The 26,050-nt window shown below is 65.4% G+C and carries 23 protein-coding genes; all 23 read right to left on the bottom strand.

Annotated features, from left to right (window positions below; genetic code table 11):
* Nucleotides 1-96 precede the first annotated feature (96 nt).
* A complete protein-coding gene (locus RCO38_RS09560) occupies nt 97-1,257 on the bottom strand; it encodes a Fic family protein (RefSeq protein WP_308328057.1) in 1,161 nt (386 codons plus the stop codon).
* 72 nt (nt 1,258-1,329) lie between these two features.
* A complete protein-coding gene (locus RCO38_RS09555; RefSeq protein WP_308328056.1) occupies nt 1,330-2,646 on the bottom strand; it encodes a DUF1173 domain-containing protein in 1,317 nt (438 codons plus the stop codon).
* A 9-nt stretch (nt 2,647-2,655) separates the two neighbouring features.
* Nucleotides 2,656-3,825, bottom strand: a complete 1,170-nt coding sequence (locus RCO38_RS09550) for an LPD7 domain-containing protein (RefSeq protein ID WP_308328055.1) — start codon at nt 3,823-3,825, stop codon at nt 2,656-2,658.
* 39 nt (nt 3,826-3,864) lie between these two features.
* On the bottom strand, nt 3,865-4,509 hold the full coding sequence (locus RCO38_RS09545) for an OmpA family protein (RefSeq protein WP_308328054.1): 645 nt from the start codon (nt 4,507-4,509) through the stop codon (nt 3,865-3,867).
* Nucleotides 4,506-6,557, bottom strand: a complete 2,052-nt coding sequence (locus tag RCO38_RS09540; protein WP_308328053.1) for a type IV secretory system conjugative DNA transfer family protein — start codon at nt 6,555-6,557, stop codon at nt 4,506-4,508. Before RCO38_RS09540 ends, RCO38_RS09545 begins: the two co-directional genes overlap by 4 nt.
* Entirely contained in the window at nt 6,554-7,696 is a 1,143-nt protein-coding gene (virB11, locus tag RCO38_RS09535) for a P-type DNA transfer ATPase VirB11 (RefSeq protein ID WP_308328052.1), read from the bottom strand. Before virB11 ends, RCO38_RS09540 begins: the two co-directional genes overlap by 4 nt.
* On the bottom strand, nt 7,693-9,012 hold the full coding sequence (gene virB10, locus RCO38_RS09530) for a type IV secretion system protein VirB10 (RefSeq protein WP_308328051.1): 1,320 nt from the start codon (nt 9,010-9,012) through the stop codon (nt 7,693-7,695). Before virB10 ends, virB11 begins: the two co-directional genes overlap by 4 nt.
* Nucleotides 9,009-9,929: a TrbG/VirB9 family P-type conjugative transfer protein gene (locus tag RCO38_RS09525; RefSeq protein WP_308328050.1), complete on the bottom strand. Its 921-nt coding sequence runs from the start codon at nt 9,927-9,929 to the stop codon at nt 9,009-9,011. The genes virB10 and RCO38_RS09525 overlap by 4 nt, the downstream gene beginning before the upstream one ends.
* Nucleotides 9,926-10,696 (bottom strand): virB8 family protein, encoded by a 771-nt coding sequence (locus tag RCO38_RS09520; protein WP_308328049.1) that lies wholly within the window; start codon nt 10,694-10,696, stop codon nt 9,926-9,928. The genes RCO38_RS09525 and RCO38_RS09520 overlap by 4 nt, the downstream gene beginning before the upstream one ends.
* Nucleotides 10,697-10,718: 22 nt before the next feature.
* On the bottom strand, nt 10,719-11,414 hold the full coding sequence (locus RCO38_RS09515; protein WP_308328048.1) for a type IV secretion system protein: 696 nt from the start codon (nt 11,412-11,414) through the stop codon (nt 10,719-10,721).
* Between the two features lie 25 nt (nt 11,415-11,439).
* Nucleotides 11,440-12,507: a type IV secretion system protein gene (locus RCO38_RS09510; RefSeq protein ID WP_308328047.1), complete on the bottom strand. Its 1,068-nt coding sequence runs from the start codon at nt 12,505-12,507 to the stop codon at nt 11,440-11,442.
* 12 nt (nt 12,508-12,519) lie between these two features.
* Nucleotides 12,520-12,948: a hypothetical protein gene (locus tag RCO38_RS09505; RefSeq protein WP_308328046.1), complete on the bottom strand. Its 429-nt coding sequence runs from the start codon at nt 12,946-12,948 to the stop codon at nt 12,520-12,522.
* Nucleotides 12,945-15,455: a VirB4 family type IV secretion/conjugal transfer ATPase gene (locus tag RCO38_RS09500; RefSeq protein ID WP_308328045.1), complete on the bottom strand. Its 2,511-nt coding sequence runs from the start codon at nt 15,453-15,455 to the stop codon at nt 12,945-12,947. Before RCO38_RS09500 ends, RCO38_RS09505 begins: the two co-directional genes overlap by 4 nt.
* A complete protein-coding gene (locus RCO38_RS09495; protein ID WP_177134485.1) occupies nt 15,439-15,771 on the bottom strand; it encodes a type IV secretion system protein VirB3 in 333 nt (110 codons plus the stop codon). The genes RCO38_RS09500 and RCO38_RS09495 overlap by 17 nt, the downstream gene beginning before the upstream one ends.
* Nucleotides 15,772-15,791: 20 nt before the next feature.
* Nucleotides 15,792-16,076, bottom strand: a complete 285-nt coding sequence (locus RCO38_RS09490) for a TrbC/VirB2 family protein (protein WP_308328044.1) — start codon at nt 16,074-16,076, stop codon at nt 15,792-15,794.
* Nucleotides 16,073-16,582, bottom strand: coding sequence for a lytic transglycosylase domain-containing protein (locus RCO38_RS09485; protein WP_308328043.1), 510 nt, complete (start codon nt 16,580-16,582; stop codon nt 16,073-16,075). Before RCO38_RS09485 ends, RCO38_RS09490 begins: the two co-directional genes overlap by 4 nt.
* Before the next feature lie 10 nt (nt 16,583-16,592).
* Nucleotides 16,593-17,150: a hypothetical protein gene (locus tag RCO38_RS09480; RefSeq protein WP_308328042.1), complete on the bottom strand. Its 558-nt coding sequence runs from the start codon at nt 17,148-17,150 to the stop codon at nt 16,593-16,595.
* A gap of 230 nt (nt 17,151-17,380) precedes the next feature.
* Nucleotides 17,381-20,503, bottom strand: a complete 3,123-nt coding sequence (locus RCO38_RS09475; RefSeq protein ID WP_308328041.1) for an efflux RND transporter permease subunit — start codon at nt 20,501-20,503, stop codon at nt 17,381-17,383.
* Nucleotides 20,500-22,137 (bottom strand): efflux RND transporter periplasmic adaptor subunit, encoded by a 1,638-nt coding sequence (locus tag RCO38_RS09470; protein ID WP_308328040.1) that lies wholly within the window; start codon nt 22,135-22,137, stop codon nt 20,500-20,502. The genes RCO38_RS09475 and RCO38_RS09470 overlap by 4 nt, the downstream gene beginning before the upstream one ends.
* On the bottom strand, nt 22,134-23,477 hold the full coding sequence (locus RCO38_RS09465; RefSeq protein WP_308328039.1) for a TolC family protein: 1,344 nt from the start codon (nt 23,475-23,477) through the stop codon (nt 22,134-22,136). The genes RCO38_RS09470 and RCO38_RS09465 overlap by 4 nt, the downstream gene beginning before the upstream one ends.
* Nucleotides 23,478-23,587: 110 nt before the next feature.
* Nucleotides 23,588-23,944 (bottom strand): hypothetical protein, encoded by a 357-nt coding sequence (locus RCO38_RS09460; RefSeq protein ID WP_308328038.1) that lies wholly within the window; start codon nt 23,942-23,944, stop codon nt 23,588-23,590.
* Nucleotides 23,945-23,953: 9 nt separating this feature from the next.
* Complete coding sequence (locus RCO38_RS09455) at nt 23,954-25,351, bottom strand: heavy metal sensor histidine kinase (protein ID WP_308328037.1); 1,398 nt, start codon at nt 25,349-25,351, stop codon at nt 23,954-23,956.
* Nucleotides 25,351-26,037 carry a heavy metal response regulator transcription factor gene (locus RCO38_RS09450; RefSeq protein WP_308328036.1) on the bottom strand — a complete coding sequence of 229 codons (687 nt, stop codon included), beginning with the start codon at nt 26,035-26,037 and terminating at the stop codon, nt 25,351-25,353. Before RCO38_RS09450 ends, RCO38_RS09455 begins: the two co-directional genes overlap by 1 nt.
* Nucleotides 26,038-26,050 lie beyond the last annotated feature (13 nt).

The raw sequence follows: 26,050 nt of genomic DNA, 5'->3' as shown, positions 1-26,050 counted from the left end.
GTCTCCACGATCCTCCAATCGTGGGGACGATGCCCGCTTCTCAACTCACATTCAAGATGGGTTGACCGGACGGATACGCTGCTGCAGCCCTGTCCTTCAGGTCGTCGGCGCGACAACCGCGGCAGGGATGAACCCTTCATCCGTCAGTGCACGCACCACACCACGCAAAAGCATGTTGTGGCTGAACCCGATGCTGTATTGCCGGGCGCCCGGGTTGATGGGTTGCAGCATGCCGCCGTCCACCAGCTTGCGTATCTGGTAAGTGCGCTGGTTGGCGTTGAGGTCGGGCGTGGCTGCTTCCAGGTCACCCGCCTTCACCGTACCGGCTTTGATGGTGGTGGTCAGCACGGCCTGTTCCAGCGGGGTGATCAACTCTCGTTCGCGGGCGTAGTTCACTGCAGGCAGCAGCACCTTGGCCTTGAGGTGTTCGTAGTCGGCCAAGCGGTCCACTTTGGTCAGTTCGTCGCGCACACCGCTGAGCACATACACGCACCAGCGCTCCAGCGCTTCGTCGGTGCCGGCATCGGCGTCGCCCAGCCGGGCGTAGTAGGCGTTGCGGTCGGCGCAGAACACGGCAGCCGGGTTGAGCAGCCGGCCCACTGCGTTCACGCGGAAGCCGTATTTGATGAGCATGGCGTAGGTGAGCAGGCGCACCACCCGGCCATTGCCGTTGCCGAACGGGTGCACCCAGGCGAAACGGTGGTGTGCCAGCGCCACCTTCATCAGGTCGTACTTGGGCGGGTCCGCCCGGTTGATGAAGGTGACCAGCTCGGTCATGTAGTCCGGCACCTGGGGCGCCTCGGGCGGCAGGTGGTCAGCCTGGGCGATCTTCACCGCGCCCTGGCGGTAAGCGCCGGGGTTGGTGTCGCCCTCACGTTTGAGCCCGTCCACCGTGGTGGCATGCAGCCCGCGCAGCAGGTGCTCGGTCAGCGGGGCGCCGGGCTCCATGCTGTCTTCTACCTGCTGCATCGCGTGTTCGATGTTGGCAATTTCCTGCAACTGTTCGGACCGGTTCGGGCCGTCGATCACCCTCGCTTCCACATAGTCGGCCAGCGTGGTGTGGTTGCCTTCGATGCGGGCCGAGGCCAGGCTCTCCAGCACGTGGAAGACCTGCTTGAGCTGCATGAACACCGGCAGCGGCGTGGTGCCCTGGATCTGCAGGCGCCGCAGGTGCTCCAGGTCGGTCAACACGTCCAGCAGTGGAGAGTCGAAGCTGGGGTTCAGCAGCCGCAGCGGGTGGTGAACAAACTGAACCATGGTTGCAGGTATCTGGAATTGAGGATTGATTTATCTGGACTCTACGGCAAAAAATCGTTTAACGATATGAGTTTATATATTTGGCTGAGTTCTGGTATCTGGAAATGTCTCGGTATCGGATCTGGAAAAGGCTTCCTGAGGAAGTTGGATCGGGCTGGTCTTCAGCTGGCGCGGCGGTAGCGCGGGCATGTCGCCGAGGGCAGGGCGCCAGCGCCAGGTGGTGCTGTCACCGCCGGACTCCGGGCTTTCTCCCAAGGCGGCGCCTTCAGGGCCAAGATCACGGTCGATGAACAGAGGGAAGGGCGCCACACCGCAGTCCAGAAGACTGGCGCAGACCAGTGCCTGGTTGCCGGGCACGTTGTACCGAAGGCTTTTGACGAAGCTGCGGCCCTGCCGCACCAGTGCCCCGACCAGTTGCCGGTCCCAGCCGTCGTCCACCGGTAGCCACTGGGCGGTGGTGAGCATGAGGGACAGTTCCAAGATGCCTGGCGTGCCGGCTTCGTCCACCCGGAAGGTGGCCACCATGACCAGGTGAAGGTCGGGCTCTGTGCCCCAGAGGGTGAGTTCGTGTTCAAAGCTTCTGCCCAGGCGCCGGTAGAGCGCATCGTCCAGCGCGAAGGCTTGGTCTGGCAGGTGTTTGAAGACCGCCTTGTGCCCGAAGCGGGCGGGTGCGATGTCTTTGACCTCGGCCACCATGAGCAGCAGGGCTTGGGGTTGTCCGGGTCTCGGGGCGCCATGGGCCCACAGCCGTTGGCGGCGGGACTGAATTGCGTCGCGCTGCTCCACCGAAAACACTTCTGGGATGTAGAGGCTGTCCAGCAAGGCATGGCCGTGGACGAACTTGTTGTCGGCGGCCTGTAGCAGGTGCTTGCGCACGGTGCCCCAGGTGCGGCGGCCAGCGAATGCAGGCTTCCAGTGAGTCAGTTCGGCCTGGTCCCACAGGTAGTGCAGCAGGGCGCGCAGGCCGAGCCGATGGCCGTGGGCAACCACGCTGCTGCTGCTGGCGCTGGCCGAGGGCGGCTGTACGGCCCGGCCGGGTAGCTTGGACATCGGGAAGTCCAGCTTGAGCGTCGTCATGCCGGTGGCCGGGTTTTCGACGATGGAGGTGCCGACCAGCGGGCCGAGACCGCTGAAATCTGCCGGCGGCTCGTAGGACGGGCAGGTGGTGGCGTGTTGGCTACCGGTGTTGGGCATGCGCTTGACGGTGTACCCGCTCAGCACGCGCGCCACGTACATGTCAACTCCCGGCCCGCCGGGCTGGCAGAGGCAGCGGGGGCGCAGGTGGCGCTCGTGTGCCTGAGCGATGGCGTCTGCGAAGCCGGGGGCGTCTCGGCCCCATCGTTGGCCGCCGATGGCGTAGGCCGCCTCCCCGGCCGCTGTCGTGTTCATCTCACCACTTCAGCGGGCAGGTGCAGCGCGTTCGCGACCGCGCTGCTGGTCTTGCTGGGGCGTCACGACAGGCCGCTGGGACGGTGCGTTCTTGTCAAAGACCCGGACCTTGGGGTTCTGGCCATCGCGGATGCGCTGGGCGAGCTTTTCGGCGGCGGCCACCATCACGGCTTCGCGCCGCTTCTCTGGCACCCGATTGGCGACGAGGATGGCTTCGATGGCCGCCAGCACGGTCTTGCGGCCACCGCTGCCGCGGCCCGATGGCTTCTCGGTGTTGGTGGCGGCCTGTGGCGCGCTGGCGTCACGGGTGGGCTCGATGCGGTTGATCTGTCGCTGCTCACGCTCCACCTTGAGGCGTTCCAGGTCGGCAGGGTTGGGCTCGTAGCCCAAGGCCTTTACACCGCGCGCTGCGGCTTCGAGCCAGACCAGGCGCCGGAAGTCTTCGCTGCCCGTGACCCGAAGGGACCGCCAGTTGCGGGCTTCGGCCACATCGACCATAGAGCGGGCCACCGAGGGGCTGTTGGTGTCGGTGGCGATCCGGAAGGTGGATTCTGTAAAGGCGACGCGCGAGGTATCACCCCGGAAGCGGTATTCGGTCAGGCCGAGGCTGACGTCACCCAGCGTGACCGGTGCGCGTTTGATGATGTAGCGGTCCATCAACGCAGCCTCCAGCCGGGCGACGAGGGCTCCGCGTTCGGCCTGGGCGTCCATGCGGGCGCTCGCCTGTTGGCTGGGCGTGTCGGCTGCGTCAGTCCCTCTGTCTTTGGAGGGGAGGGGGATGACGTTGGATTCCGTTATCTCGCGCGCTGGATCGGTGTTCACCGGTTTCGCTGGCTGGGCTGTCGACGGGGGCGGGACTTCACGGGTTTCATCCCGCTGCCATTGGCCGTCGATCTTGTGTACGAAGGACTTCTTCCCCCGCACATCCACGACAACGAACCGGTTGGCACCGAGGTGGTCGGCCTTGGCCACCATATCCTGGTAGCGGTCGGTGCGGTAGGTGAGTTCGGCGAATGGGTCGCGCAGTTCGAACCGTTCGCCGGGTTCGGGCTCGGGCGTCTGGAAGGTCCGGATGGCGATGGCGGCGCGATCAATGGGCTCCACCGTTCCGCCCATGGGTGTGTTGGTTTCCGCCGTGGTCTGATCCACACGCCGGGCCGGTATTGATCTTTCGTCCATGGTGGTCTCCTTCGGTGGCTGTGGCCAGCAGGTGAGGTGTCAGCGTTGGGGTGGGGCAGAAGACTGGGCGGGAACCGGGGGAGCCCGGTACACCTCGATCTCGACGCGGCGGTTGAGGTTTCTGCCTCGCTGGCTGTTGTTGTCGGCCAGGTGGTCACCGCTGGGTTGGTGGGTGGTGCGGATGCGCGAGTGGTCAACGCCAGCGGCGACGAGGTAGTCGCGCACGGCGTTGGCCCGGGCCTGTGCGATCCGGCTTTCAACCGACGAGTCGCTGGTGCCGTCAGTGCGCCCCCTCAGCACCACGAGTGGCGCGGTCTTGGCTTCTTCCAGCAGAGCCGATGCATCCTCGGTGGGGATCGAGACCCGGGTGCTGTTGAAGCCGAAGTGGACGATGCGAATGCTGTTGGCCTGCGCTTTTTCCTGGATCGATGCCATCAGTTGCTGGCGAGCGGCCATGTGGGCCAGCGTGGCGGTGGTGGCCTCTGCAAGGCGGCTGGATTCGTTGGCCTGGATGCGGGTGTTCTGCAAATCGTTCTTGCACACCTGCAGATCGACGGCCATCTGCGCGTTGGCGGGTCGTTTCTGAGATTCGTCCACGGTGGGGGGCTTGGGTGGGGAGCTGCAGGCGCCCAGCATTGCGGGGAACAAGGCGGTCAATACGGTGCGCGGGGTCAGGATGGTCATGGCTGTTCCTCCAGGGTTTCGAGCCGGATGGGTTCTGTGGTGCTGGCGAAGGACGGCGAGGAGGACTCGGCTGGGTCGGGCTCGGCCTCGACGCGCTCAAAGACTGGCTCGATGGACCCGCCTTCACCGACAGCCGCCAGTCCGTCGTCAAAGAAACCGAAGCAGGTTTCCGCCAGCTTCTCGGGTGGGCCTTCCATCTGGTCTTTGGTCAGCTTGACGTCGTGATTCAGAACACCGATGTCCATGCCGGTTTGCCCGGGCGGCAGTTCGTCGTCTGCGTAGCGCCAACGCTGCTGGACTCTGGCGAGGTGCTGGTCCATGTTCATCTGCGGCACCTTGGGCGCCGGCAGCAGGCGCGTCGTGAACGCCTTGTCCTGGAAGTAGCGGATCTTGTCGCCGAGGATGGGTTTGCAGTTCTCGCAGATCACCACCAGTCGGTCTTTGCCCAGTTCCTTGAACTCCTGCGGCATGAGCAGGGCGCGGCGTTGTTCGCTTTCGTTGCGGCTGACAGAACTGTGGCCGTGGCCGCTGAACGAGCGGCTGCGCCCCCGGGTGGTGACCCGTTGGGTGAAGTAGCCCAGCATGGCGCTGTACTCGTCGGCGTCCCGCTGTTCGCGTGGGGCGAAGAGGATCTGCAGACCGTGGTTGGTGGCGAAGGTGCGGGCTTCCTTGTCGCCGTAGACCGCGTCCAGCTGCGACATGGCCTGCACCACGGTGAGCAGGCGCAGGTTGTAGCCGGCCAGGAAGGCGGCCGAGTGCGTGATGATCCCCACGCGGCCCATGGCGGTGAACTCGTCGTTGACCAGCAGACACTGGTACTTGAGCGACGGGTCCTGCTCCGGCAGGTGCTGCGTGTTGAGGCTGACCAGTTGCGAAAAGAACAGGGTGAGCAGTGGCCGGGCGCTGGCCAGCCGGTGCGGCGGGATGCACACATAGACCGACATGCGCTGCCGGCGCAACTGGCCGAGGTCAAAGTCGTCGGCACTGGTGGCGGCATCCACCACTGCATCCGCAAAGATCGTCAGCGGAGCATGGAAGGTGGCGACCACGCTGGACAAGGTGTTTTCCGAGTTGCACAGCAGGCGTTGCAAGGCATCCAGGCATTCATCGGAGAACGGCTTCCCCGCTGTCTTGCGTTGCTCGATCAATCCGTTGAGGTGTTCTTTCAACGGGCGCCCTTGCCCCGACGACTGGCGCAGCATCTCGCCCACGGTGCGGGGCAGATCGGGTGTTTCCAGCAGCAGCAAGCCCAGACCGAGGAAGAGGTTGCGGGCCTGGTCGTTGAAGAAGGCTTCGGACGATGTGCCGCTGCCGTCATTGGGGTAGAACACTTGGCCAACGCCCAGCAAGTCACCCACGCGGTGCAGGGGGCTGGTGCGGACGGCAGTGAGCGGGTTCCAGCGGTGGCTGCGTGCTTCTTCGTCGAAGGGGGAGAAGGCGTAGACCGCCTGTTGGTGCTGGGCCCGGTAGCCGGCCGTGATGGCGTGGTTCTCCCCCTTGATGTCGAGCACGACCACGGAGTCAGGCCAGTTCAGCAGGTTGGGCACCACCACGCCGACACCCTTGCCGCTGCGGGTGGGGGCAGACAACATGACCGAGAGTTGCCCGTGCAGGGCGAGGAACTGGCCACGGAAGCGGCCGATCAGGATGCCTGGTGTGGCGGCTCGTCTGCCGGTCAGCAGCAGCCCAGCCTTCTTCACCTCGGCGAAGGTGGCGAAGCGGGCATCACCATGCAGTGGACGGCGCGGGCGGCTGGCAGAGATCAGTGCCATGGGCAAGAGCACCAGCGTGAGCAGGTAGGCTGCACCGCTGGAGACCAGCAGCCGCTTGCGCAACGCAGGTTCATCGGCGTAGATCAGCCAGTAGTCCACGATGCTGTTCCAGCCGGCCAGGCTGGGGTTCGACTTGCTCAGGACCAGAAACAGCACGCCCGACAGGTAGAGAGCAGTGACCACCAGTGCTGCTACTCCGATGACCGCAAGAATGCCCAAGGCCACCCGGCGCACGATGGGCCAGGGCACTTTTGACCAGAGCAGTCTGGCATTCATGGCATCAACCCGCCAAAGAGGCTGCCCTGCAGTTCGGCCGCAGCTTCGCGATCGCTGTCGCTGGTGCGCTGCGTGCGGCGCGGCTCGTAGGCGATCTCGGAAATGAAGCGCCCGCGCTCATCCCGGTTGAACTGCACGATGACATCGATCACGATGCCCAGAAGACCCTTGATCTCGTCCAGGCGCAGACCACCGCCGGCACCGCTCTCGCGGATCATGAGCGACATCTGTTCCAGCGCCAGCGCGCAACTGCCTGCGTGCACGCTGGTGATGCTGCCGGGGTGGCCGGACGCGGCTAGGCGAATGAAGGAGAAGCACTCTTCACCGCGCAGCTCGGCCAGGAAGATGCGGTCGGGCTTCATGCGCAAGCAGGCCTCCAGCAGCGACTTGGCTGTCACGCGGGCGGTCCCTTGCGCATCCTTGCTGTAGAACAGGTGCACCACGTTCGGGTGATGGGGAATGGTGAGTTCGGCCGTGTCCTGGATGGTGATCAGCCGCTCATGGAGCGGGACTTCCTCGACCAGTCCCTTCATGAAGGTGGTTTTTCCAGACCCCGTCTTGCCGCTGACCACGATGGTCTGGTGCTTCTGCACCGCGAGGCGCAGAAACTCCCCATACCGACCGGCCGCTTTCAACGCAAGCAACTGCCTCTGGAAAGGCTGGAGCCCTTCGTCTTCCGCACCCAAAGCGGCGCGCTCGCCGATCCGGTCGAACAGACCTTCGCCTTCGAAATCGGTCAGTCGTTTGATCAGATCGGATGGCTTGCGTACCGTGATCGACACAGTGTTGCGCGTCACCGCGGGCGGGATGACGAACTGGATGCGCTCCCCGCTGGGCAGCGTGGCCGACAGCAGGGGCCGCTCCTGGTTGATCTGCTGGTCGCAGTAGGTGGCCACGGCCGTGGCCAGCGAGAGGCAGCGCTCCTGCGTCATGGCCGGCGCTTCCACGCGCTGCCAGCCGTGCACCGTTTCCACCTGCAGTTCACCGGGGCGGTTCACGCACACTTCCAGCACGCCAGGTGCATCCAGCTGTTCGCGCAGCGGGCGCAGGAACTCGACGACCGAGGTCGCATCGCCGCACCAGCCGTCGGGCTGCGGGTCCTCGAAGAAGGATAAGAGGAGGTCTACCTCGGAGTTCATCGTGCCACCGGCTGCAGTGCGTAGACCGACGAGAAGTCCACGTCGCGCGCGACGTAAATGCCGACGATGCCGCCCTGGTTCTGGTAGATCAGGGGCGGGATGTTGATAGTGCTGTCGAGCACCTTTTCGGCCAGCTTGCTGGTGTTTTCTGTGGTGGACGGCAGGACGATGGTGTCCGCCTCGCGGTCCTGCATCTGGTTCTGAATCACCAGCTTGACCGAGTCGTCGATCAAGGAGAGCAGCATGGCCGCGCCGATGCGGTCACCCCAGCGGTTGTCCACGTGGCCGTCCATGCCGGACTCACCGAGCTGACCCGTGCCGGGCGATTCGATGTCCACCGTGACGCCGTTCGGCGTCCGAATGCGTGTCCACAGGACGGGAATGCGGACGGTACCGGGGCGCAGCGAAGCGATCCGATATTCGCCGTCCAGGTGTGAGCCGCGCTCGATAAGCAGTACCCGCCCGTTGTCGCTGTACACATCGCGCTGCACTTGGCAGCCCACCAGGCCCGAGGTGGCGCTGATAACCCGGGTTTTGAGTGCACAGGCGAAGGCCATGCCTTTGGGCAAGGTGAGACTGCGGTCGCCCAGGGTGGAGGCCTTCACGCGTGGTGTGGCGGAGCCCTGCAGCTCGCCACCGAACAGCCCCGCCACGGCCGATCGAAGGTTGGAGTCGTTGTCTGGCGGTTGTGGGGACGCATTGGCCGCAGCGCCAAGACCGGCCGGCAAGACGTTGCCCTGGGTCAGGTTGTCCAGAAGCCCTTGCAACCGGCGCTGGTAGTCCTGCAGTTGCCTGGACGTGGAGGCTGCCGGATCGTTGGATGTCTGCGTTGTATCGGCGCTGTTGCCAGGGATGCCACCCGGGCGGGACGACACCACCAGCACGGGGGCGTCGTCCGGCGAGTGGGTCTTGGGTCCGGATGGGGCGGCTGTGCCCGAATGCCTCAGCCCGATGGGGTCGGCCGCTTCTGCCGGTGCGGGCACCAATGCCGGCACACGGGGTTTGACCGGCTGGGTCATGTCCAGTTGCCGGGTGCTTGCTCCCGCGGCCGATGGGCGGTCCCGCAGCATCGACTTGTCTTTCTCCGAATCGCCGCTGCCGGCGAAGTAGCGGTACCCGTACAAGACGCACATCGCTGTCACCATGAGCACCACTAGGCCGATGACCGAGATGTTCTTCCAAGATAGGTTCAGCGGTTGCCGCCGGGCCACGTTGGGAATGCCCGCTTCGCCAGGCAGGGGGCTGATGGTGTTGCCGCTCTCCGGCGGCGATGGCGCTTCGTTCGGCACTGACGAACCTGGTGTGTGCTCGGTCATGGTTTGGCTCCCGGCGTTGAGGGCGACAAAACGGCGGCATTGGATTTCAGAACCCGCTGCACACCGGGTACCGTGGTGGAGCCTTGGGCGGGCGATCCCTCCAGATCGAAGGCTTCGTTCCAGATGCCCACCACCGCCGATCCGGCGCGCAGCATCAGGCGGCGGCTGACGCGGTCCACCACCAGGGTGTCGTGTTCCATGCGGGCGTTGACCAGGGTCTCGCTGCCGTCGCCGAGCACGTGAAAAACTGCAGGCACCTCTCGGTTGCCCGGGAAGCGCAGGAAGGTGAACCGGCCGTCGTCGTAGACGAGGGTGGGGACGATGTCCGCTGAGCCGGCGCCTTCGGCCAATGCGTACTGGGTGTTGAGCACGGTCGGCTTGGCCGCCAGGCGCTCGGCCACGATTTGCTGGGCGGTCGGTGGGGGTGGAATCGGGGGCAGGTTCGCCAGTGCGGCCAGTTCCTTCTGTCCTGAGCTGAGCGCAGGAGTCGAGGGCTTGAGTGAGCGGATGGCCAGTCGGTAGACCGGCGACTGGCGGTCGCCATCGGGCAGGACCACAAAGTGCAGGGCGTGAGAGCGGCGGTCGGTGACCACCGCCAGGTTGTTGGGTGCATCGGCGGCGCTCTTCGCCTTGACGTACAGGTGGCGCCCGCCCTGCTGGGCAGCCACACACCAGGCGGCGTCGGCCTTGCTGCAATCACCGCCCTGACCCACGGCCACCTCGTTGATGACTTCGCCCGGATCGAACTCCACCAGCGTCACCATGCCGCGTTTGACCGGGACGGTGACCACCGCGTTGGCGTCGTAGACCACCTCGCGCAGGCGGGGATCGGCTTTGTCACCGGGCTGGGCGGCAGACGCTTGCAGAGGGGCCAAGGTCAATGGCAGCAGCACCAAAGGAAGTACCAGGAGGTTCATGGCTTCACTCCGGTGATCGGTGTGTTGATTTCAGGGTCGGATCGGTAGGCCGTGACCACGAAACCAAAGGGGTTCTCCAGCCGGTCCGCCTCTTTGGCCAGCACCTTGGGTTGGTACTGGTAGACCACGCTGGCCACGTGCCGGGTGGTCACATCGGGCAGATTGCGGTCGGTCATGTGGACGACCTTGTCGTAGGTGACCGTGGCGTCGCTCTGGTTGCCACTACGACCGGAGGCGCGCAGTCGCACGCCGACGATGTTGATGCGCCACTCTTCGGTGGCGCCCACCTTCTTCTGCAGCGCGCCATCGCCTTCGAATTGGCGGTTGTATTCGGCGAAGACGGCGGGCACGGCCATGCGGGCCACCTGGTCAAAGTCCCGCTGCAGGAACATCCAGCTGTAGGCCTCGCGGGCGCGGACGAAGGTGGCCAGGTTGTGCTTGTCCAGCACCTCCATGGCGGGGATGGTTTCTTCGCTCAGGCGTTGCTGGATGGTGGTTTCACCTGTCACTCGGTCTACCACGATGGGGATTTCCACCACCTTGCGCAGCGGCCCCTGCACGAAGACCGCGGCGATGCCGATCAGGCCAATCGCCAGCCCTGCGGCTGCGGCGGCCCACGCCCGGCGCTCGGAGCGCTCCAGCATCAGGGCGCGATCGATCTCCCAGTCCCGGTTGCTTTGCAGCGACGGTGTTTCAGGCTTCGGTGCGGGCGTTCTGGGCTGTTTCGGCCATGCGGCGGCCTCACCCGACATCAGGATGGCACTCATGGGGGACTCCGGTGGGGTGGTCTTAAGGCAAGAAGTCGGAGACCTTGCCGGTCCGACCCAGCATCTGGTACTGGCGTTCGCGCTCACGGCTTCGGGCGATGCGTTCCTCGCTGTCGGCCATGCCTTGCAGCATCTGGATCTGCGAAGACTCGTGTGCCAGCAGGGCGTTCTCGGCGCCGATGCGGGCCTGAATCTCCTGCACCGACTTCTGGTCTTCGGTGGCGTTGATCTGGGTCATCAGCGACTGGATCTGCTCCAGCCGCATGGCGGCCGATTTCATGGCGTCTTGCAGCAGACCTTTCTGCTGGTACGGCTGCGCCAGGGTGGCCTGGCATTCGGTGCGCGCGTCACCGCTGCGGTCCAGGCAGTTGTAGAGCATGCCGACATCGCGCAGGGCTTTGGCCGTGGCGTTGAGCCCTTCGTACCCCGAGGTATTGATGGCATTGAGGTAGGTATAGGCCTCGGCCGGAATGTAGTTCTTGAGCAAAGGGTTGTTGAACACGTCACCCAGGTTGCGCATGCCGTTGATGCTCTCGATCTGGGTCTGCAACTGTCGGATCTGGCGAATCTGGTTGTTGATCTGGGTGATGTCGTTGATCACCTGCTGCACCGCCTGGAACAGGTTGGCGACATCGATCACGGGGATGCCAGTGGCACGCGCGTGCGTGGCACCGAGCGAAATCAACACGGCGGCGGCGACCTTGAGGCGGTACTTCATGGTGTGCTCCTTGGCAAGTGGACGATCAAGACCGGCCGCGCAGGGCGGCAAGTCGGTATGCCGCAGACCGTGCGGCTCCGTAGCCCCTTCGGGCCATGTTTCCGGCGTATCGACCCGTGGCTGCTGCGGCGGCGCCAGCAGTGGCAGTCGCGCCAGCGCCAGAACGGATCACGCCCCCGCCACCAGTGCCAGTGGCGGCTGTGCGCGCCGAGGAAGCTGAGCGCAGGCCCGAAACCATCATGGCGTTCTGGATCATCTGCACGCCTTGCTGAATGGCCGCGCCACCCGTCAGGGCTGAGGCGAGGCTGGGCGCCTGGAAGCAGAGGATGGCCATGAGGATCATGAGCACGCAGTAGCGGGTGGCTTCGCCCAGCACATTGAAGGTGCTGCCGAGGAAGCCGCCCCCATCGTTGATGGCCTTGAACATGGCGGCGCCCATGTAGGCGCTCAGGCCCAGCGCGAAGAAGGCGAACCAGGTGAGCACCACAGCGTTCAGCACCATCGACAACCAGCTGTCGAAGAACCGCGCGGTGGGCCGCCAGGCCAGACACAGGATGAACAGCGGCCCGATGGCGATCACAAAGGTCAGGAACAGTTTGGCCAGCGTGACGACAAAGAGCGCGATGCAGAGGAAGAAGACGGTGCCGATGGAGAAGATGCCGCCAGCCAGCAGCAGGTCCAGCCGGAGCACGCTGGCTTCTTTCATGATGTCGGCCACCTGGGCGCTGGCGTCGTCGTTGAACTTGTCGAGCAGGGCGTAGGGCGAGCTGATCGTTGAGGGGTCCACGCCAGAAGGCAAAAAGGTGCTGGCCACGCCCATGGCCAGGCCGTTGGCGGTGTCCGACACGTTGCTGATGTAGAACCCTGACTGCAATGCGAACGCCAGCACCAGTCCGATCTTGAACACCTTCCAGACGAAGGTGGGCACGGTTTCGGACACCTCGTTGCGCAGCACCGCCCAGCCATAGAGGACCACCCACACGGTCATGGCGGACAGCGCAATAGGCGTGATCGCCGACATGAGCGAGGACACCACGCCCAGCACGTAGGTGCTCAGAATCGCGTCGAAGTTGGAACCGACCCAGGCGAACATGGCATGGCCCCTTTATTGCAGCGCCGGATAGGGCAGGTTGGTCGGGGGCGGTGCGAATACCTTGACGCACTTGCTGCCCAGATCGGGGTACTGGCACTGCAGCCACTGGCCGTCGGTTTTCACCACCCAGATGCGCGAGAGCTTGTTGGTGCCATGGGTGGACGGGCGGCAGGTGCCTTCACGCGCATAGACCTCGGTGCATTCCATCAGCCCGTCGCGTGTCTCCACCATGTGCCAGGGGCCGGCGTGACAGTCCGCCTGCGCCATGCAGGGTTTGGACTTGAGGATGGGGCCAGACCTGGGCAGCGGCGCCAGCTCGACAATGCGTTCACCACTGGTCGAGGTGCGAACCGCCTCGTTGCCTTTGACGGTCTGAGCGCTGGCGGTTGCACTGCTCATGACGATGGACAGCAGTACAAGCAAGAGGTGAAACCGGTTCATGTCGCTCTCCTGGAGTGGCGGGATTTGCGATCCTGAACCTCGCGCAGCAGCACCGGAAGCCACAGCAACGGATCGTTACCGTGTTGTTCGCGAACGGTGTCCAGCAGAGCAACGTTGTCGGTGGAGGCCGACAGCACAGTGACGAAGTCCTGCAGGCCGCTGAGGTCCAGCTCGCAGATAGCGCTGCTGTGGCCCTGCTTGACCAGGAAGCGCCGGCCACCCTGCGCGCCCAGGCTGCGCACGATGCCGAATTCGGCTTCGCTGAGACCGAATCCTTCCACGTATTCCTCGCGCACCGCTTCCGGGTTGGCCAGGAAGATCTTGGTCACGCTCTGTTCCACCATCGTGCGACCGATGGGGTGCCGCAGCACGTCGGACGGGCTCTGGGTGTCGAAGATGCCCAGGCCGTTCTGCTTGCGGATCGTCTTCTGCTTCTGTTTGGCGAAGTCGCTGAAGATGTCGTGGTCCAGCGCTTTCCAGAACTCCGAGATCACGTAGATCAGCCGCTCGCCGTTGACCAGTTCTTCCATCACCTGGAGCAGGTACAACATCACCGGCGTGCGGACCTCGGGCAGGTCCAGAAACTCGGTGGTGTCGAAGGCGATGACCGAGGCGGACTGCAGGTTCATCAGCTGGTCATTGGCCTGGTCGAACACCCAGCCGAGTGCGCCGCCCTCGCACCAGCGGCCCAGACGTTCGTACAGGCTGTTCTCGCCGGACTTGGGAAGGTTCTGGCGGATGGTCGAGAAGCGTCGCAAGGCCGTCGGCATCATCGCCACCGTCTTCACGGCGTCGGCGATGGCGCGTTCATCGGCCGGGAGCAGAGGCAGGGCGGGCGTGGCGATGCAGGTGCGCACCAGCTGTTCCCAGAACTGGATGCGGGCGGGCGTGGGGTCGCGCTGCAGCGGGTTGAGGTGCGTGGGCTTGCCCGCTTCGAGCGTGAAGTAGCGGCCGTTCATGGCCCGGATGGCAATCTCACACCCCCGGTCCAGATCGAACAGCACCAGCCGGGGCGCCGGGTCCCATTTGCGGGTCAGCGTCAACAGGAACATTTCCAGCGTGGTTTTGCCGACCCCGGTGGACCCAATGATGATGGTGTTGCCGGGCAGCTTCTTGTCGGCCGAATCTTCGCCGTCGGGGCTGCTGTGGAAGTTCAGGTAGAACGGTTGACCGGAAGGTGTTCTCAGCAAGGCCAGCGCTTCGCCCCAAGGGTTACCGTCTCGCTTGCCACGGGCAAAATTGTGTCCGCTGGCCAGAGCAGCGAAAGCGCGGGAAGACAACTTGGCATCGCGCGGACGCCATTGCCAGTTGCCCGGCATCTGGGCGAACCAGGCGGCGTCCGCCACCAGGTCCACCGGCGACATCTGCAGACTCGACGACTCACCCACGGCGCCGATGGCCTGTGCCGCACGGCGGCCGGCGTCGGCCAGGCTGTCTTCGCCGGGGTTGCCGAAGACCACCAGGCTGTAGTGGTACTCGCCCATGCAGAACTGACCGTCACCCAGTTCGTTCAACGCCTCGTCCATGTCCGCGATCTGACTGGAAACCACATCGTCGCTGGCGATCAGCTGGTCGCGTTGCAGTTCCAGGGCGCGGGTGGCCTCTCGGCGCGGCAGGATGGAAAAGCTCTGGGTCTCGATGAACTCACTGTCTTCGTACAGCAGGGCATTCAGGATGCCCGGCTCGACGGCGTCGGCATATTCCTTGATGTCCACCAGGGCAGCACAGCGTCGCTGGTCACCGTTGCGCAACTCCAGCTTGTCGCCGCCAAACGAAAGGCGGGTCGAAGGCAGTGTGCGATGCAGCGGCCCCGTCGTGAATGGCACGGGCTTCCAGTACCCGTTGACCAGGTAGCCCAGAAACTCGGCGACTTCCGAATAGAGCCTGCCCTTTTGTTCACGCACACCCAACAGCTGGGGGCCGAAGCCACGCAGCACCCGGTGCACAAACGCCGTTCGCTCTTCCATCACGCGCAAGGCTTCCGCGTGCGCCTCTTCGATGGCGGCCTTGGACTTTTGCGGCGACTGCAGTGCCCGGCTGATGCGGGAGGTGTTGGGTCGGTAGACCACGGTCAGGTACAGCTCGTTGCTCATCATCGCCCGCAGGTTCAGGTGTGCCTGATAGGCCCGGGACAGGTCTTTGGCAAACCCGTCTTCCGTTGGGTCGGTCAGCGCGTCCTGAATCCTGCGATGCAGCCGATGGGTCCAGATGGCCCACTGGCCGCCCGAGAGATTGCGAAGCAGGCTGCAGAGCGCTTCGTGGCGTTCCGTGACCAGGTAGTCGTCGGCACACTCGAACGCCACACCATCGAGCCGCCACACCCTCAGAAAGTCGCCACCACGGGTGATCACGTCGTGCTTGCTGAGCAGCGACGAGAACGGCACGAACCGTGTCAACGGGTTTTCTGCGAGCGCCTGCCACCAGTGGCGAGGCTGCGGGCCCACCGCCTTGGGGCGGCGCTTCGCGGGGTGTGACCCCTTGCCCAGATGGTCAAAGATGCCAGACATCGGAGGCTCCCCGGAAAAGGGTGGGTGAGTAGCTGCGGGCGCGCCAGAACCGACGGTTGCGGTCGTGCAGGCGCAGCTTGAGTGCGATGAAGATCTGCCGAAAGCGCTGATCGTCGCGAGACGTCACCCAGCGCATCCAGAAGAGGGTGGGTACGAAGGACATCAGTACGCCCAGCGCGATCCACCAGCTGACCAGGATGCCGCCCCACATCATGAGCAGCATCCCGCTGCCGAAGAGCACCACCAGCGGCACCAGCGGAATGCCAAGCTTCATGGCCGGGCGGGTTGCGCCCTTGTAGATGGTTTCGGCTTGCATGGCGGGTACCTGCTTTGAGATCAGCTGACGATGTAGCTGGCAAACGCAGCTGCACCACCGACCAAGGTGCCGCCGATCAGGATGTTGGCCACATCCGCTAGCCTGGCACCCTGGAAGATCATCTTGAAGCCAGCCCAGATGATCGCAATCGTCACCACAGCCACGGAGATCGTCACCAGGATCGCGTTGACGTTGGTGACCGTGGTGTTCACCTTGTCGAAGCCTTGCGCCCAGACTTGGGCAGGCAACAACATCAACAGACCGAGCACACGGAACTGGGCTTGAGACAGTTTCTGTCGGTTCATGACGGCTCCTTTGAAAACAGTTGGTGGTTGGAAAGTGGGACGAAGCGGGCAGCGGTCGTTACCTTCTGCACATAGCCATGGCGAAAGCCCGTGGAAAAATTGCCGCTGTAGTAGCAAGACAGGGCGCGACGCAAAGCGGCTTGATCGAAACTGGCCAGAGCTCTGTAGCGTCGGGCTCTGTCGAAACACTCGCTGAGGACGCCTTGCATGGCGGCGAGGTTCAGGCACGGTTCAAATGCGCTCGCAGTGGTCAGGCCCAGTCGCTTGAAGTTGCCCACGTTGATCTGCCCCAAGCCGACGCTGAAACTACGCCCCTGGGCGTACAAGGCCCGAGCCGTTGCAACTGCTTCCTCTCTGCTGTTTGGCTGGCGAGCCAATGAGCCGCCCACCACCCCGATAGCCCACGGATTGAAGGCACTTTCGACAGACACCAGTGCGTGGGCAGTGGTCGGATGGATCTGCGGTGCGCAGGCCAGCACCAGTGTCATGAAGAGGGATGCATCCATGACGAACTCCTCACGGGTGCAAACGGAGCCATTCCGACTCTTCATCGTCGTAGCGGGTGTCCCAGCTGCCCAACTGGGACTTGGCCGCAGGACTGAAGTCGGTCACCGTGTCGCCGGAGAAGTTCCACCAGGTCTTCGTGAACAGCTTGTCGTCGATCGAAACGGTGATGACCCCTGTGTATTCACAGCGGTAGAGCTTGGTGTGTTCCTTCTCGTACACCCTGGTGTACTGAGGCGGGCAACGACCGGGTGCTCTGGCCCAAGCGTTGCTGGCCGAGTTGCCGGCGCCGGACATGCCACAAGTGGGGAACGGCTCGCCATGCGCCAGATCTCGCAGCACCTGCCGCACCGGAGGCACGCATTGAGGAATCGACTTCCAGCTGGGCGCCGCGAGGCACAGAAGTACCAGGCATCCGTCCACAGCGTGCGCGGCAGTGGGCACGAGCAGGGCCAGAGACAGTGCGGCTGCCGCGATGGGCGTTTTGCGCAACACGCTGGTCTTGCGCTTTGCGGCAAGAACACCGGAGAGCAAGGAAGTCTGCCGGTGTCTCGAAGATTTGAAGCCCATCACACACCTCACGTTTTCCGCATCCGCTGGAGGTGAAGGTCACTTCATCTCTCTGGGTGCTGTGAGGTCAATGTAGGTCTGGGAACGTCAGGTTCTGCTGCTGGATTTGGGCTGTTTTCCAGCGCTTCTGTTTTGGGCGGATCAGGGATTCGGTGACACCCATTCGAGGGTTGCCAACTCCACAGAGTCCACATCAAGACTCAAGTGATGCTCGCGCACAACCGAGTCGGCTACCTCCCGCGCCGTCGCATCAACCGATACACCGCCGGTATCACCAGCATTGACAGCATCGGCGCACTGATCATGCCCCCCACCATGGGCGCGGCGATGCGCTGCATCACCTCACTGCCCGTGCCATTGCCCCAGAACAGCGGCAGCAGGCCGGCCACGATCACGGCCACGGTCATGGCCTTGGGGCGCACCCGCAAGACTGCGCCCTCGCGGATCGCGTCCAGAAGATCGGCATCGGCGTCCCGCCCCTCGTCCAGCCGGACCGCCCAGGCCTGTTTCAGGTAGAGCAGCATGATCACGCCGAACTCGGCCGCCACGCCGGCCAGCGCTATGAAGCCCACCGCGCTGGCCACCGAGAGGTTGTGTCCCAGTGCCCACAGCAGCCACACGCCGCCTACCAGCGCGAACGGCAGTGTGGTCATGATCAGCAGCGCTTCGTCGAAGCGCCGGAAGGTGAGGTACAGCAGCACGAAGATGATCAGCAGCGTGAACGGCACCACCAGCTTGAGCTGGGCGGCGGCCCGCTCCAAGAACTCGAACTGACCCGACCACGACACCGAATAGCCGGCCGGCAGATCCACCTGCTCGGCGACCACGCGCTGCATCTCCCTCACTGCGCCACGCAGGTCGCGCCCACGGATGTCCACGTACACGAAACCGGCCAGCCGGGCGTTCTCGCTGCGCAGCATGGGCGGACCGTCCGAAATGGCGATGCGGGCGACGTCCGACAGCACCAGGCGCTGGCCCCGGGGGCTCACGATGGGCAGGGCGCGCAGGGCCTCCAGCGAATCACGCAGTTCGCGCGGGTAGCGCAGGTTGATGGCATAGCGCTGCAGGCCTTCGACGGTCTGTCCGACCTCAATGCCACCCACCGCACCCGCGACCACGTCCTGCACGTCGGCGATGTTCAGTCCGTAGCGCGCCGCGTCATCGCGCCGGATGTCCACGTCGATGTAGCGCCCGCCGGTCAGGCGCTCGGCCAGCGCGCTGCTGACCCCAGGGACCTGCTTGATGGCGGCCTCGATCTGACCTGTGAGGCGGTCGATGGTGGCCAGGTCGGCGCCTGCCACCTTCACGCCCACAGGGCTCTTGATGCCGGTGGCGAGCATGTCGATGCGGTTGCGGATCGGTGGTACCCAGATGTTGGACAGGCCGGGCACACGCACCGTGCGGTCCAGTTCCTCGACCAGCTTTTCGGGCGTCATGCCGGCGCGCCACTGGCTGCGCGGCTTGAACTGGATGGTGGTCTCGAACATCTCCAGCGGTGCCGGGTCGGTGGCGCTGTCCGAGCGGCCCGCCTTGCCGTAGACGCTGAGCACCTCGGGCACGGTCTTGATCAGGCGGTCGGTCTGCTGCAGCAACTCGGCGGCCTTGCCGGCCGACAGGCCGGGCAGCGCGGTCGGCATGTACAGCAGGTCCCCCTCGTCCAGCCGGGGCATGAACTCGGCACCGATGTGCTTGAGCGGCCACAGGCTGGCCAGCAGCAGCACGGTGGCCACCACCAGCGTCAGCTTCGGTGCCCGCAACACCGCGTTCAGGCAGGGGCGGTAGAGCGCGATCAGCAGCCGGTTCAAGGGGTTGGCGTGTTCATCGGGAATACGTCCCCGGATCAGGTAGCCCATCAGCACCGGGATCAACGTCACGGCCAGCCCTGCCGCCGCCGCCATGGCATAGGTCTTGGTGTAAGCCAGGGGAGCGAACAGCCTTCCTTCCTGCGCTTGTAGCGTGAACACCGGAATGAAGCTCAGCGTGATGATCAACAAAGAAAAGAACAGCGCGGGCCCGACCTCGGCGGCCGCCTCACCGATGACGCGCCAGCGCGGTTCGCCCGCGAGGACCTGCCCCGGGTGCTCGTGGCCCCAGCGCTCCAGGTGCTTGTGCGCGTTCTCGATCATCACCACCGCAGCGTCCACCATCGCACCGATGGCGATCGCGATGCCGCCCAGGGACATGATGTTGGCGTTGACGCCCTGCTGCTGCATGACGATGAACGCCATCAGGATGCCCAGCGGCAGCGAGACGATGGCCACCAGGGCGCTGCGCAGGTGGAACAGGAACAGGGCGCAGACCACGGCCACCACCAGAAACTCCTCCAGCAGCTTGAACCCGAGGTTGTCCACCGCGCGCTCGATCAGCCCGGAGCGGTCGTACACCGGGACGATCTCCACGCCCTTGGGCAAGCCGCTTTGCAGTTCGGCCAGCTTGGCCTTGACGGCCTTGATGGTCTGCAGCGCGTTCTTGCCCGAACGCATCACGATCAGGCCACCGGCCGCTTCGCCCTCGCCATCGAGTTCGCCGATGCCGCGGCGCATCTCCGGCCCGAGCTGCACCCGGGCCACGTCGCCCAGGCGCACCGAGATGCCCAGGTCGGTCGTCGTCAGCGGGATGGCCCGGAAATCGTCCAGGGTCTTCAGGTAGCCGCTGGCGCGCACCGCGTATTCGGCTTCGCCCAGTTCGAGCACCGATCCCCCGGCCTCCTGGTTGGCGCGGCCGATCGCCTCGCTCACCATCGTCTGCGTGATGCGGAAGGCGGCCAGCTTGTCGGGGTCGAGCACGATCTGGTACTGGCGCACCATGCCGCCGAGGCTGGCCACCTCGGCCACGTCCGGCACGGTCTTGAGCTCAAAGCGCAGGAACCAATCCTGCAGCGAACGCAGTTGGTCCAGGCTCTGTCGGTCGCTGCGGTCCACCAGCGCGTACTGGTAGATCCAGCCCACACCGGTGGCGTCGGGCCCCAGGGAGGACTTGGCCGACGGCGGCAGCCGCGACTGCACCTGGTTGAGGTACTCCAGCACGCGCGAGCGCGCCCAGTACAGGTCCACGCCGTCATCGAAGAGCACGTAGACAAAGCTGTCGCCGAACAGGGAGTAACCTCGAACCGCCTTAGCCCCGGGCACCGACAGCATGGTGGTGGTCAGCGGGTAGGTGACCTGGTTTTCGACGATCTGCGGCGCCTGGCCGGGCCAGCTGGTGCGGATGATGACCTGGGTGTCCGAGAGATCGGGCAGCGCGTCCAGGGGCGTGCGCAGCATCGACACCACGCCCCAGGCACTGAGCATCACGGTGGCCAGCAGCACCAGGAAGCGGTTGCCGATGCTCCAGTGGATGAGCCGCGCGATCATGGTTTCGCTCCTTGCGCGGGCGGCGACACGCGCTCGATCCGGGTGATCTGCGGTTCGGCCCCATCCTGCGTGCGGAACTCGATGCGCACCGGGTCACCATGGGACAGTCCGCTGGGCCGTTGATCGGGCGGTGGCAGGCGGAACGCCATCGTCATCCCGGGCCACTTGAGCGCCGGGATGGCGGGATGGGTGAGGGTCACGCTGTCCCCGTCCACCGCGTCGATCACGGCATCCGTGCGGTGCAGATCCACAGCCGCCGCAGGGGCCGCAGCAGCAGCCGGGGCCTGGTTCAGGCGCGTCTCCAGCCCACGCAGGCTGGCTTCGGAATCGATCAGGAACTGGCCCGACAGCACCACCCGCTGACCCGCTAGAAGACCTTGCACGATCTCGGTCTGGCCACCGGCCTCACGTCCCGAACGCACCTCCACGGGCCGGAAATGCCCACCGTCTTCGGCCAGCATCACCACGCTGCGGCGACCGGTGTGGATCACCGCGTCACTGGGCACCAGCAAGGCTGGCTGGCCTGCCGGTTCGGCGAACCGCATCTGCACGAACATGCCCGGCACCAGTCTGCCGCCAGGGTTGTTCAGCTCCAGTCGCGCCTTGAGCGTGCGCGTGGCGGGGTCCACCTCGGGCAGGATCGCCTGCACCCGTCCCTCGAAGGTCTGCCCCGGCGCTGCCGGGCTGGTGGCGCTGACCTTCGCGCCGGGCTGGAGTTGTGCCACCTGGCTCTCGGGCACCTGGCCCTCGGCCCAGACCGTGGCTGTGCCTTGCAGGCGCATCAGCGGCATGCCCGGCATCACGGTCGCGCCTTCGCGCACCATCAGCTCGGTCAGGGTCCCGCCGATCGGGGCGCGCAGCGTGAAACGGGGCTGCACAGTACCGGTCCGCACCACCTGTTGAATCTGTGCCGCGTCCATGCCGGCCTGGCGCAGGCGCTGGGTCGCGGCGTCGCGCAGCGGCCCCAGGTCGGCGCCGGGCATGCGGGCAATGGCCAGGTACTCTTCCTGGGCCGCCACCCAGTCGGGGACGTAGATCTCGGCCAGGGGCGCACCGGCCGCCACGCGGTCCAGGGCGGCCCGGACATGCAGCTTCTCAACGAAGCCCATGGACCTCGCGCTGACCACCACCTGGTTGCGCTCGTTCCAGGCTACATTGCCCGCCACCGAGAAGCCGCCATCCAGCGATCCTTGAACCACCTCCGCCGTTCGAAGGCCCAGGCTTTGCTGGATGCGCGGACTCACCGCCACGGCGCCGGTGTCGGCGCTCGCGTTGGCGTTCGCGCCGTCCGCGTAGCGCGGCACCAGCATCATGTCCATGAAGGGCGATTTGCCTGGGGCCTCAAAGTTTTTGCCGGGCACCATCGGGTCGTGGTAATTCAAGATCACCCTGCCGGTCACTGGGTCCAGGTCGCCCGCCTTGAGCCCGTCTCGGACGTGGCGGGCGGTGGCTTCGCCACCTTGAACCATGCTCCAGGCGTCTGGATCCTGCGGGGCGCTGGCGGCACGGGGTGCCGGCTGGGGAGAGCCCATCTCCATGCCCGAGCGCATGCCGGCAGTCCAGGCAACGTAGCCCACCGCGCCCAGGGCCGCCACGGCCACAACGCCAAGGCCGATTGTTGTTCGGACGTTCATGGTGACACTCCTTTGACTGCAGCAGCCGGTTCGGTGGGGATGAGGTAAGCGAGTTGGGCCCACAGGCTGGCGGTTGAGCGTTGCAGTTCGATGCGCTCCATCCGCAGGTCCAGCGCCATGCGCCGCGCGGCCAGCACCTCGCTCAAGGGCGTCCGGCCGCCCCGGTAGGCAGCCAGGGTGGCCTGGATGCGCTGCTCGGCCAACGGCAGCCGCTCGGCGTCGATCAGGGCCAACTGGGCCAGACCGGCCCGCCAGCCCGCCTCCCATCGACTTACTTCGGCCAGGTGTTCCCGGGCGCGTTCCTCGCGTTCGGCACGCAAGCCATCGACCTGGGCGAGCCGGGCTGCAAGTTCCCGGTCCTGTCGCTGAGGTCGATCCCAGGGCAGTGGCACCGAAACCGCCAGCGAGACCATGTTCGGGTAGCCCGGGCCGCGCAGGCTGAGCATGAGTTCGGTGCTCCAGTCGGGCTCGCGCTCCTGTCGCGCCACCTCCGCTTCGGCCGCCATCGCCGCCTCTTGTGCCGAGAGTCGCAGCAGTTCGGGGTGGTGCGCCAGACGCTCGGTCACATCGCCCGTGCCGATGGGTGATGACCCCAGATCGGGCGGCGGGGCCAGCGGCTGTTCGGGGGCGTTTCCGGTCCAGCGGGCCAGAGTGAGGCGGGCGTTCTGGAGCTCGGCTTCGACGTCCAGAAGGGTCTGCTGCAACTGGGCGACCGACTCCCGCGCCGCGATCCAGTCGGCCGGCGATCCCCTGCCGCTGCGCGCGGCCGATTCGCTGGCCTGTACGAGCAGCCGGGCTTCGCCCAACTGCTCGTGCAACACAGCCAGGCGTTGCTCCAGCGCGTACCGCTCCAACCACGCCATGGCGGTTTCTCGGCCGATGGTGGCGGTTTGCTCCACGCGTCCGGCTTCGGCGGTTTGCGCTTCGCGTTCAAAGCGCGCCGAGCGGGCCTGGCGCTTGGCCGCGCTGGGCAGTGTTTGCATCAGCGACACCGATTTCGCTGTCATGAAGTCGCGGGTGGTGCTGAACCGGTCTGGCCCGGACAGCGGGACGTTGTCCAGCGACAGACGCAGGACCGGGTCGGGGCGCTGGCCGGCGGCCACGGCCATGTCCCGTGCCGAGCGGGCGGCCGCGTCCCGGGCGCCCAGCGCGGGGGAGCGCGCCAGCGCCGCCTGGACGGCTTGAGGCAGCGAGAGCGCCTCTGCCGCGTGCGCGATGGAGGACATCGCGAGGCCGATCAGGACTGCGATGTGTGCGGTTGTGGTCGCGGTGCGGCTGCGGGCGATGAAGTGGCCGCGACGGCGGTCCAGCCCACCGAATACCGGTGAAAGGGGTTCCATGTTTCTGCTCCAGAAGAATGCACACGGGCTGAGCACGCGCAGGGACGCGCGGCCGCCGCTGCTGAGCACCGGCCAGCCTCCAAGGGCCGGGCGGTGTCAGGGTGGAAACGTCAGAGCAGGGAAGGGGGACGCCAGATGCTGGTGGGCGGGCCACGCAGTGGCTCGGGGGGCGCGGGTGCGTGCAGATCGCTTACAGGGAACGCCTGTGCCATGGCCATGACCGGTGACACCACAAAGCCCGTGGGGGCCTGGCACTCCTGACCGGTCTTGCACATCTTGCCAGTGAGCTGAAAAGTCTCGGCATCGTTGCAGCAATCGTCCATCGCCATGTCCTGGCCGGTGCCGGCCGTGTCGCCTTGCAGGGCCATGGCCGCTTCCATCGGGCATGGTGGCTGCAGGCGCAGGCCACCACCCCAACCCTGCAGGGGAAGGGCCAGGCACAACAGGAGGGCCAGGAACAGGCGCATGGGCGGATTCTAGGACGCTGGGTCCTGCATGGGAAAGTCCAGGCAGAAGGTGGTCGCCTGATCGTTGGACGCTACCGATGCGGAGCCTCCGTGGGCTTGCATGATGGCTCTGGTAATGGACAGACCCAGACCCGTGCCCTCTGAGTCGGGGTGGCTGCGCGACTTCTCGGTCCGGTAGAAACGGTCAAACAGCCGCGGCAGGTCAGCCGCCGGGATGGCGGGACCGGCGTTGTGCACGCACAGCTGGACCTGACCGTTGCCCTGTTTCACCAACACCTGCACAGGCACGTTCGGTGGCGAGTACCGAATCGCGTTGGACAGCAGGTTGCTGATCGCGCGGCGGATCATCAGCCGGTCGCACACGATGTGCGCATCGCCGTCGGTGTTCAGGTGGATCAGTTTTTCGTCGGCGAGCGCTTCGTAGAAGTCGAACAGGTCCAGCACCTCGTCGCGCAGCGACACGGTCTCGCGGTGCGGCAGCTCGATCCCGTGTTCGGTCTTGGCGAGGAACAGCATGTCGGAGACCATGCGGGCCAGCCGCTGCAACTCCTCGGCGTTGGAGGCCAGGATGTCCTGGTACACGTTCACGTCGCGTTTCTGCGCCAAAGACACCTGGGTCTGGGTCAGCAGGTTGTTGATGGGGGTCCGCAGCTCGTGCGCCAGGTCGCTGGAGAATTCCTGCAAGCGCGCAAAGTCCGCCTGCAGGCGGCCGAGCATGTTGTTCAAGCTCTGGGCCAGATTGGCAAACTCCACCGGCACGGTTTCCACGGGCATGCGCTGGTCCAGGTTCTGGGCCGTGACCGCCATCGCGCGCTCCTTCATGACCCGCAGGGGCTCCAGCCCACGGCGGGCGGCCCACCAGCCCAGCACACCGCTGACCAGAAGGGCTGCCATCAGGTAGAGCGCCAGCGTCTGCCTGAGCGACTGCATGAAATGGGTGTGGTGCGCTGTGTCCAGCGCGATCAGGAGTTCAAGCGCGCTGCCGCCAGCAGCTTGGCCCGTCCACGCGGAGGGAGGGCGGATGGTCGCCCTCAGACCGCGCAGCGTTTGATCGCCGACCGTCCAGTCGAAGGCGTGCCCGTCGGTGCCGATGGATGGCGACAGCGCGGAGAACACCGACCCCTGGTTGCCATAGACCAGCCGGTCGCTGTTGCGCAGTTCGATGAACAACCCATGGTGACTCGTCAGCAACTCATCCAGCCGGGGTGCCAGCATCTCCGATGACGACGCCTCTCCGACGATGGTCTGCACCAGGGCGATCTTGTCCTTCAGGAAATCCCGGTCGAGTTCGACAAAGTGCCGACCCACGGCAATCGAGACCAGCAGGCCCAGCCCGACGAGCACACAGGCCGAGACCAAGGTGTACAGCGCGGTCAGGCGCGCCGTCAGCGACAGGCGGTCGAGCATCAGCTGGCGTCCTCGGGCGCTTCGAGCACGTAGCCCATGCCGCGCACGGTCTGGATCAGGCGCGGTTCAAAACCATCGTCCACCTTGACCCGCAGACGCCGCATGGCCACTTCAATCACGTTGGTGTCGCTGTCGAAGTTCACGTCCCACACCTGCGAGGCGATCAGGGAGCGGGGCAGCACCTCGCCATGGCGGCGCATCAGCAATTCCAGCAGACCGAATTCCTTGGCTGTCAGGTCGATGCGTTTGCCAGATCGGGTCACCCGCCGGCGCAGCAGATCAAGCTCCAGATCGGCCACTTTCATAGATGTGGCCTCCAGTCCCGTCCGGCCTCGCCGCAGTATCGTCCGGACCCTGGCCAGCAGCTCGGCAAACGAAAACGGCTTGACCAGGTAGTCGTCGGCCCCCAGCTCCAGGCCCTTGACACGGTCTTCGACCTGATCGCGTGCCGTGAGGAACAGGACCGGCATCTGCCGGCCCTGGCTGCGCAGGTTCTTGAGCACCTGCCACCCGTCCATGCCGGGCAGCATGACGTCCAGGATCACCAGATCGTGATCCCCTTCCAGACCGTGGTGCAGACCGTCCACACCGTTGGTGACGAGGTCCACGGCAAAACCCGCCTCGCGCAGGCCTTGCTTCAGGTAGTCACCCGCTTTGGGTTCGTCTTCAACGATCAGAATTTTCACGTTCACATGCTCC

Origin of the sequence: Hydrogenophaga pseudoflava, assembly GCF_031020795.1 — a bacterium.
Taxonomy (GTDB): Bacteria; Pseudomonadota; Gammaproteobacteria; order Burkholderiales; family Burkholderiaceae_C; genus Hydrogenophaga; species Hydrogenophaga pseudoflava_A.
Note: the sequence above shows the minus strand (reverse complement) of the source record. Positions and strands in the feature narration are given on the sequence as shown.

Bases quoted from the DNA above. Each gene is read 5' to 3' on its own strand.
- RCO38_RS09560 (WP_308328057.1), bottom strand. From the start codon at position 1,257: ATGGTTCAGTTTGTTCACCACCCGCTGCGGCTGCTGAACCCCAGCTTC.
- RCO38_RS09555 (WP_308328056.1), bottom strand. From the start codon at position 2,646: ATGAACACGACAGCGGCCGGGGAGGCGGCCTACGCCATCGGCGGCCAA.
- RCO38_RS09550 (WP_308328055.1), bottom strand. From the start codon at position 3,825: ATGGACGAAAGATCAATACCGGCCCGGCGTGTGGATCAGACCACGGCG.
- RCO38_RS09545 (WP_308328054.1), bottom strand. From the start codon at position 4,509: ATGACCATCCTGACCCCGCGCACCGTATTGACCGCCTTGTTCCCCGCA.
- RCO38_RS09540 (WP_308328053.1), bottom strand. From the start codon at position 6,557: ATGAATGCCAGACTGCTCTGGTCAAAAGTGCCCTGGCCCATCGTGCGC.
- virB11 (WP_308328052.1), bottom strand. From the start codon at position 7,696: ATGAACTCCGAGGTAGACCTCCTCTTATCCTTCTTCGAGGACCCGCAG.
- virB10 (WP_308328051.1), bottom strand. From the start codon at position 9,012: ATGACCGAGCACACACCAGGTTCGTCAGTGCCGAACGAAGCGCCATCG.
- RCO38_RS09525 (WP_308328050.1), bottom strand. From the start codon at position 9,929: ATGAACCTCCTGGTACTTCCTTTGGTGCTGCTGCCATTGACCTTGGCC.
- RCO38_RS09520 (WP_308328049.1), bottom strand. From the start codon at position 10,696: ATGAGTGCCATCCTGATGTCGGGTGAGGCCGCCGCATGGCCGAAACAG.
- RCO38_RS09515 (WP_308328048.1), bottom strand. From the start codon at position 11,414: ATGAAGTACCGCCTCAAGGTCGCCGCCGCCGTGTTGATTTCGCTCGGT.
- RCO38_RS09510 (WP_308328047.1), bottom strand. From the start codon at position 12,507: ATGTTCGCCTGGGTCGGTTCCAACTTCGACGCGATTCTGAGCACCTAC.
- RCO38_RS09505 (WP_308328046.1), bottom strand. From the start codon at position 12,948: ATGAACCGGTTTCACCTCTTGCTTGTACTGCTGTCCATCGTCATGAGC.
- RCO38_RS09500 (WP_308328045.1), bottom strand. From the start codon at position 15,455: ATGTCTGGCATCTTTGACCATCTGGGCAAGGGGTCACACCCCGCGAAG.
- RCO38_RS09495 (WP_177134485.1), bottom strand. From the start codon at position 15,771: ATGCAAGCCGAAACCATCTACAAGGGCGCAACCCGCCCGGCCATGAAG.
- RCO38_RS09490 (WP_308328044.1), bottom strand. From the start codon at position 16,076: ATGAACCGACAGAAACTGTCTCAAGCCCAGTTCCGTGTGCTCGGTCTG.
- RCO38_RS09485 (WP_308328043.1), bottom strand. From the start codon at position 16,582: ATGGATGCATCCCTCTTCATGACACTGGTGCTGGCCTGCGCACCGCAG.
- RCO38_RS09480 (WP_308328042.1), bottom strand. From the start codon at position 17,150: ATGGGCTTCAAATCTTCGAGACACCGGCAGACTTCCTTGCTCTCCGGT.
- RCO38_RS09475 (WP_308328041.1), bottom strand. From the start codon at position 20,503: ATGATCGCGCGGCTCATCCACTGGAGCATCGGCAACCGCTTCCTGGTG.
- RCO38_RS09470 (WP_308328040.1), bottom strand. From the start codon at position 22,137: ATGAACGTCCGAACAACAATCGGCCTTGGCGTTGTGGCCGTGGCGGCC.
- RCO38_RS09465 (WP_308328039.1), bottom strand. From the start codon at position 23,477: ATGGAACCCCTTTCACCGGTATTCGGTGGGCTGGACCGCCGTCGCGGC.
- RCO38_RS09460 (WP_308328038.1), bottom strand. From the start codon at position 23,944: ATGCGCCTGTTCCTGGCCCTCCTGTTGTGCCTGGCCCTTCCCCTGCAG.
- RCO38_RS09455 (WP_308328037.1), bottom strand. From the start codon at position 25,351: ATGCTCGACCGCCTGTCGCTGACGGCGCGCCTGACCGCGCTGTACACC.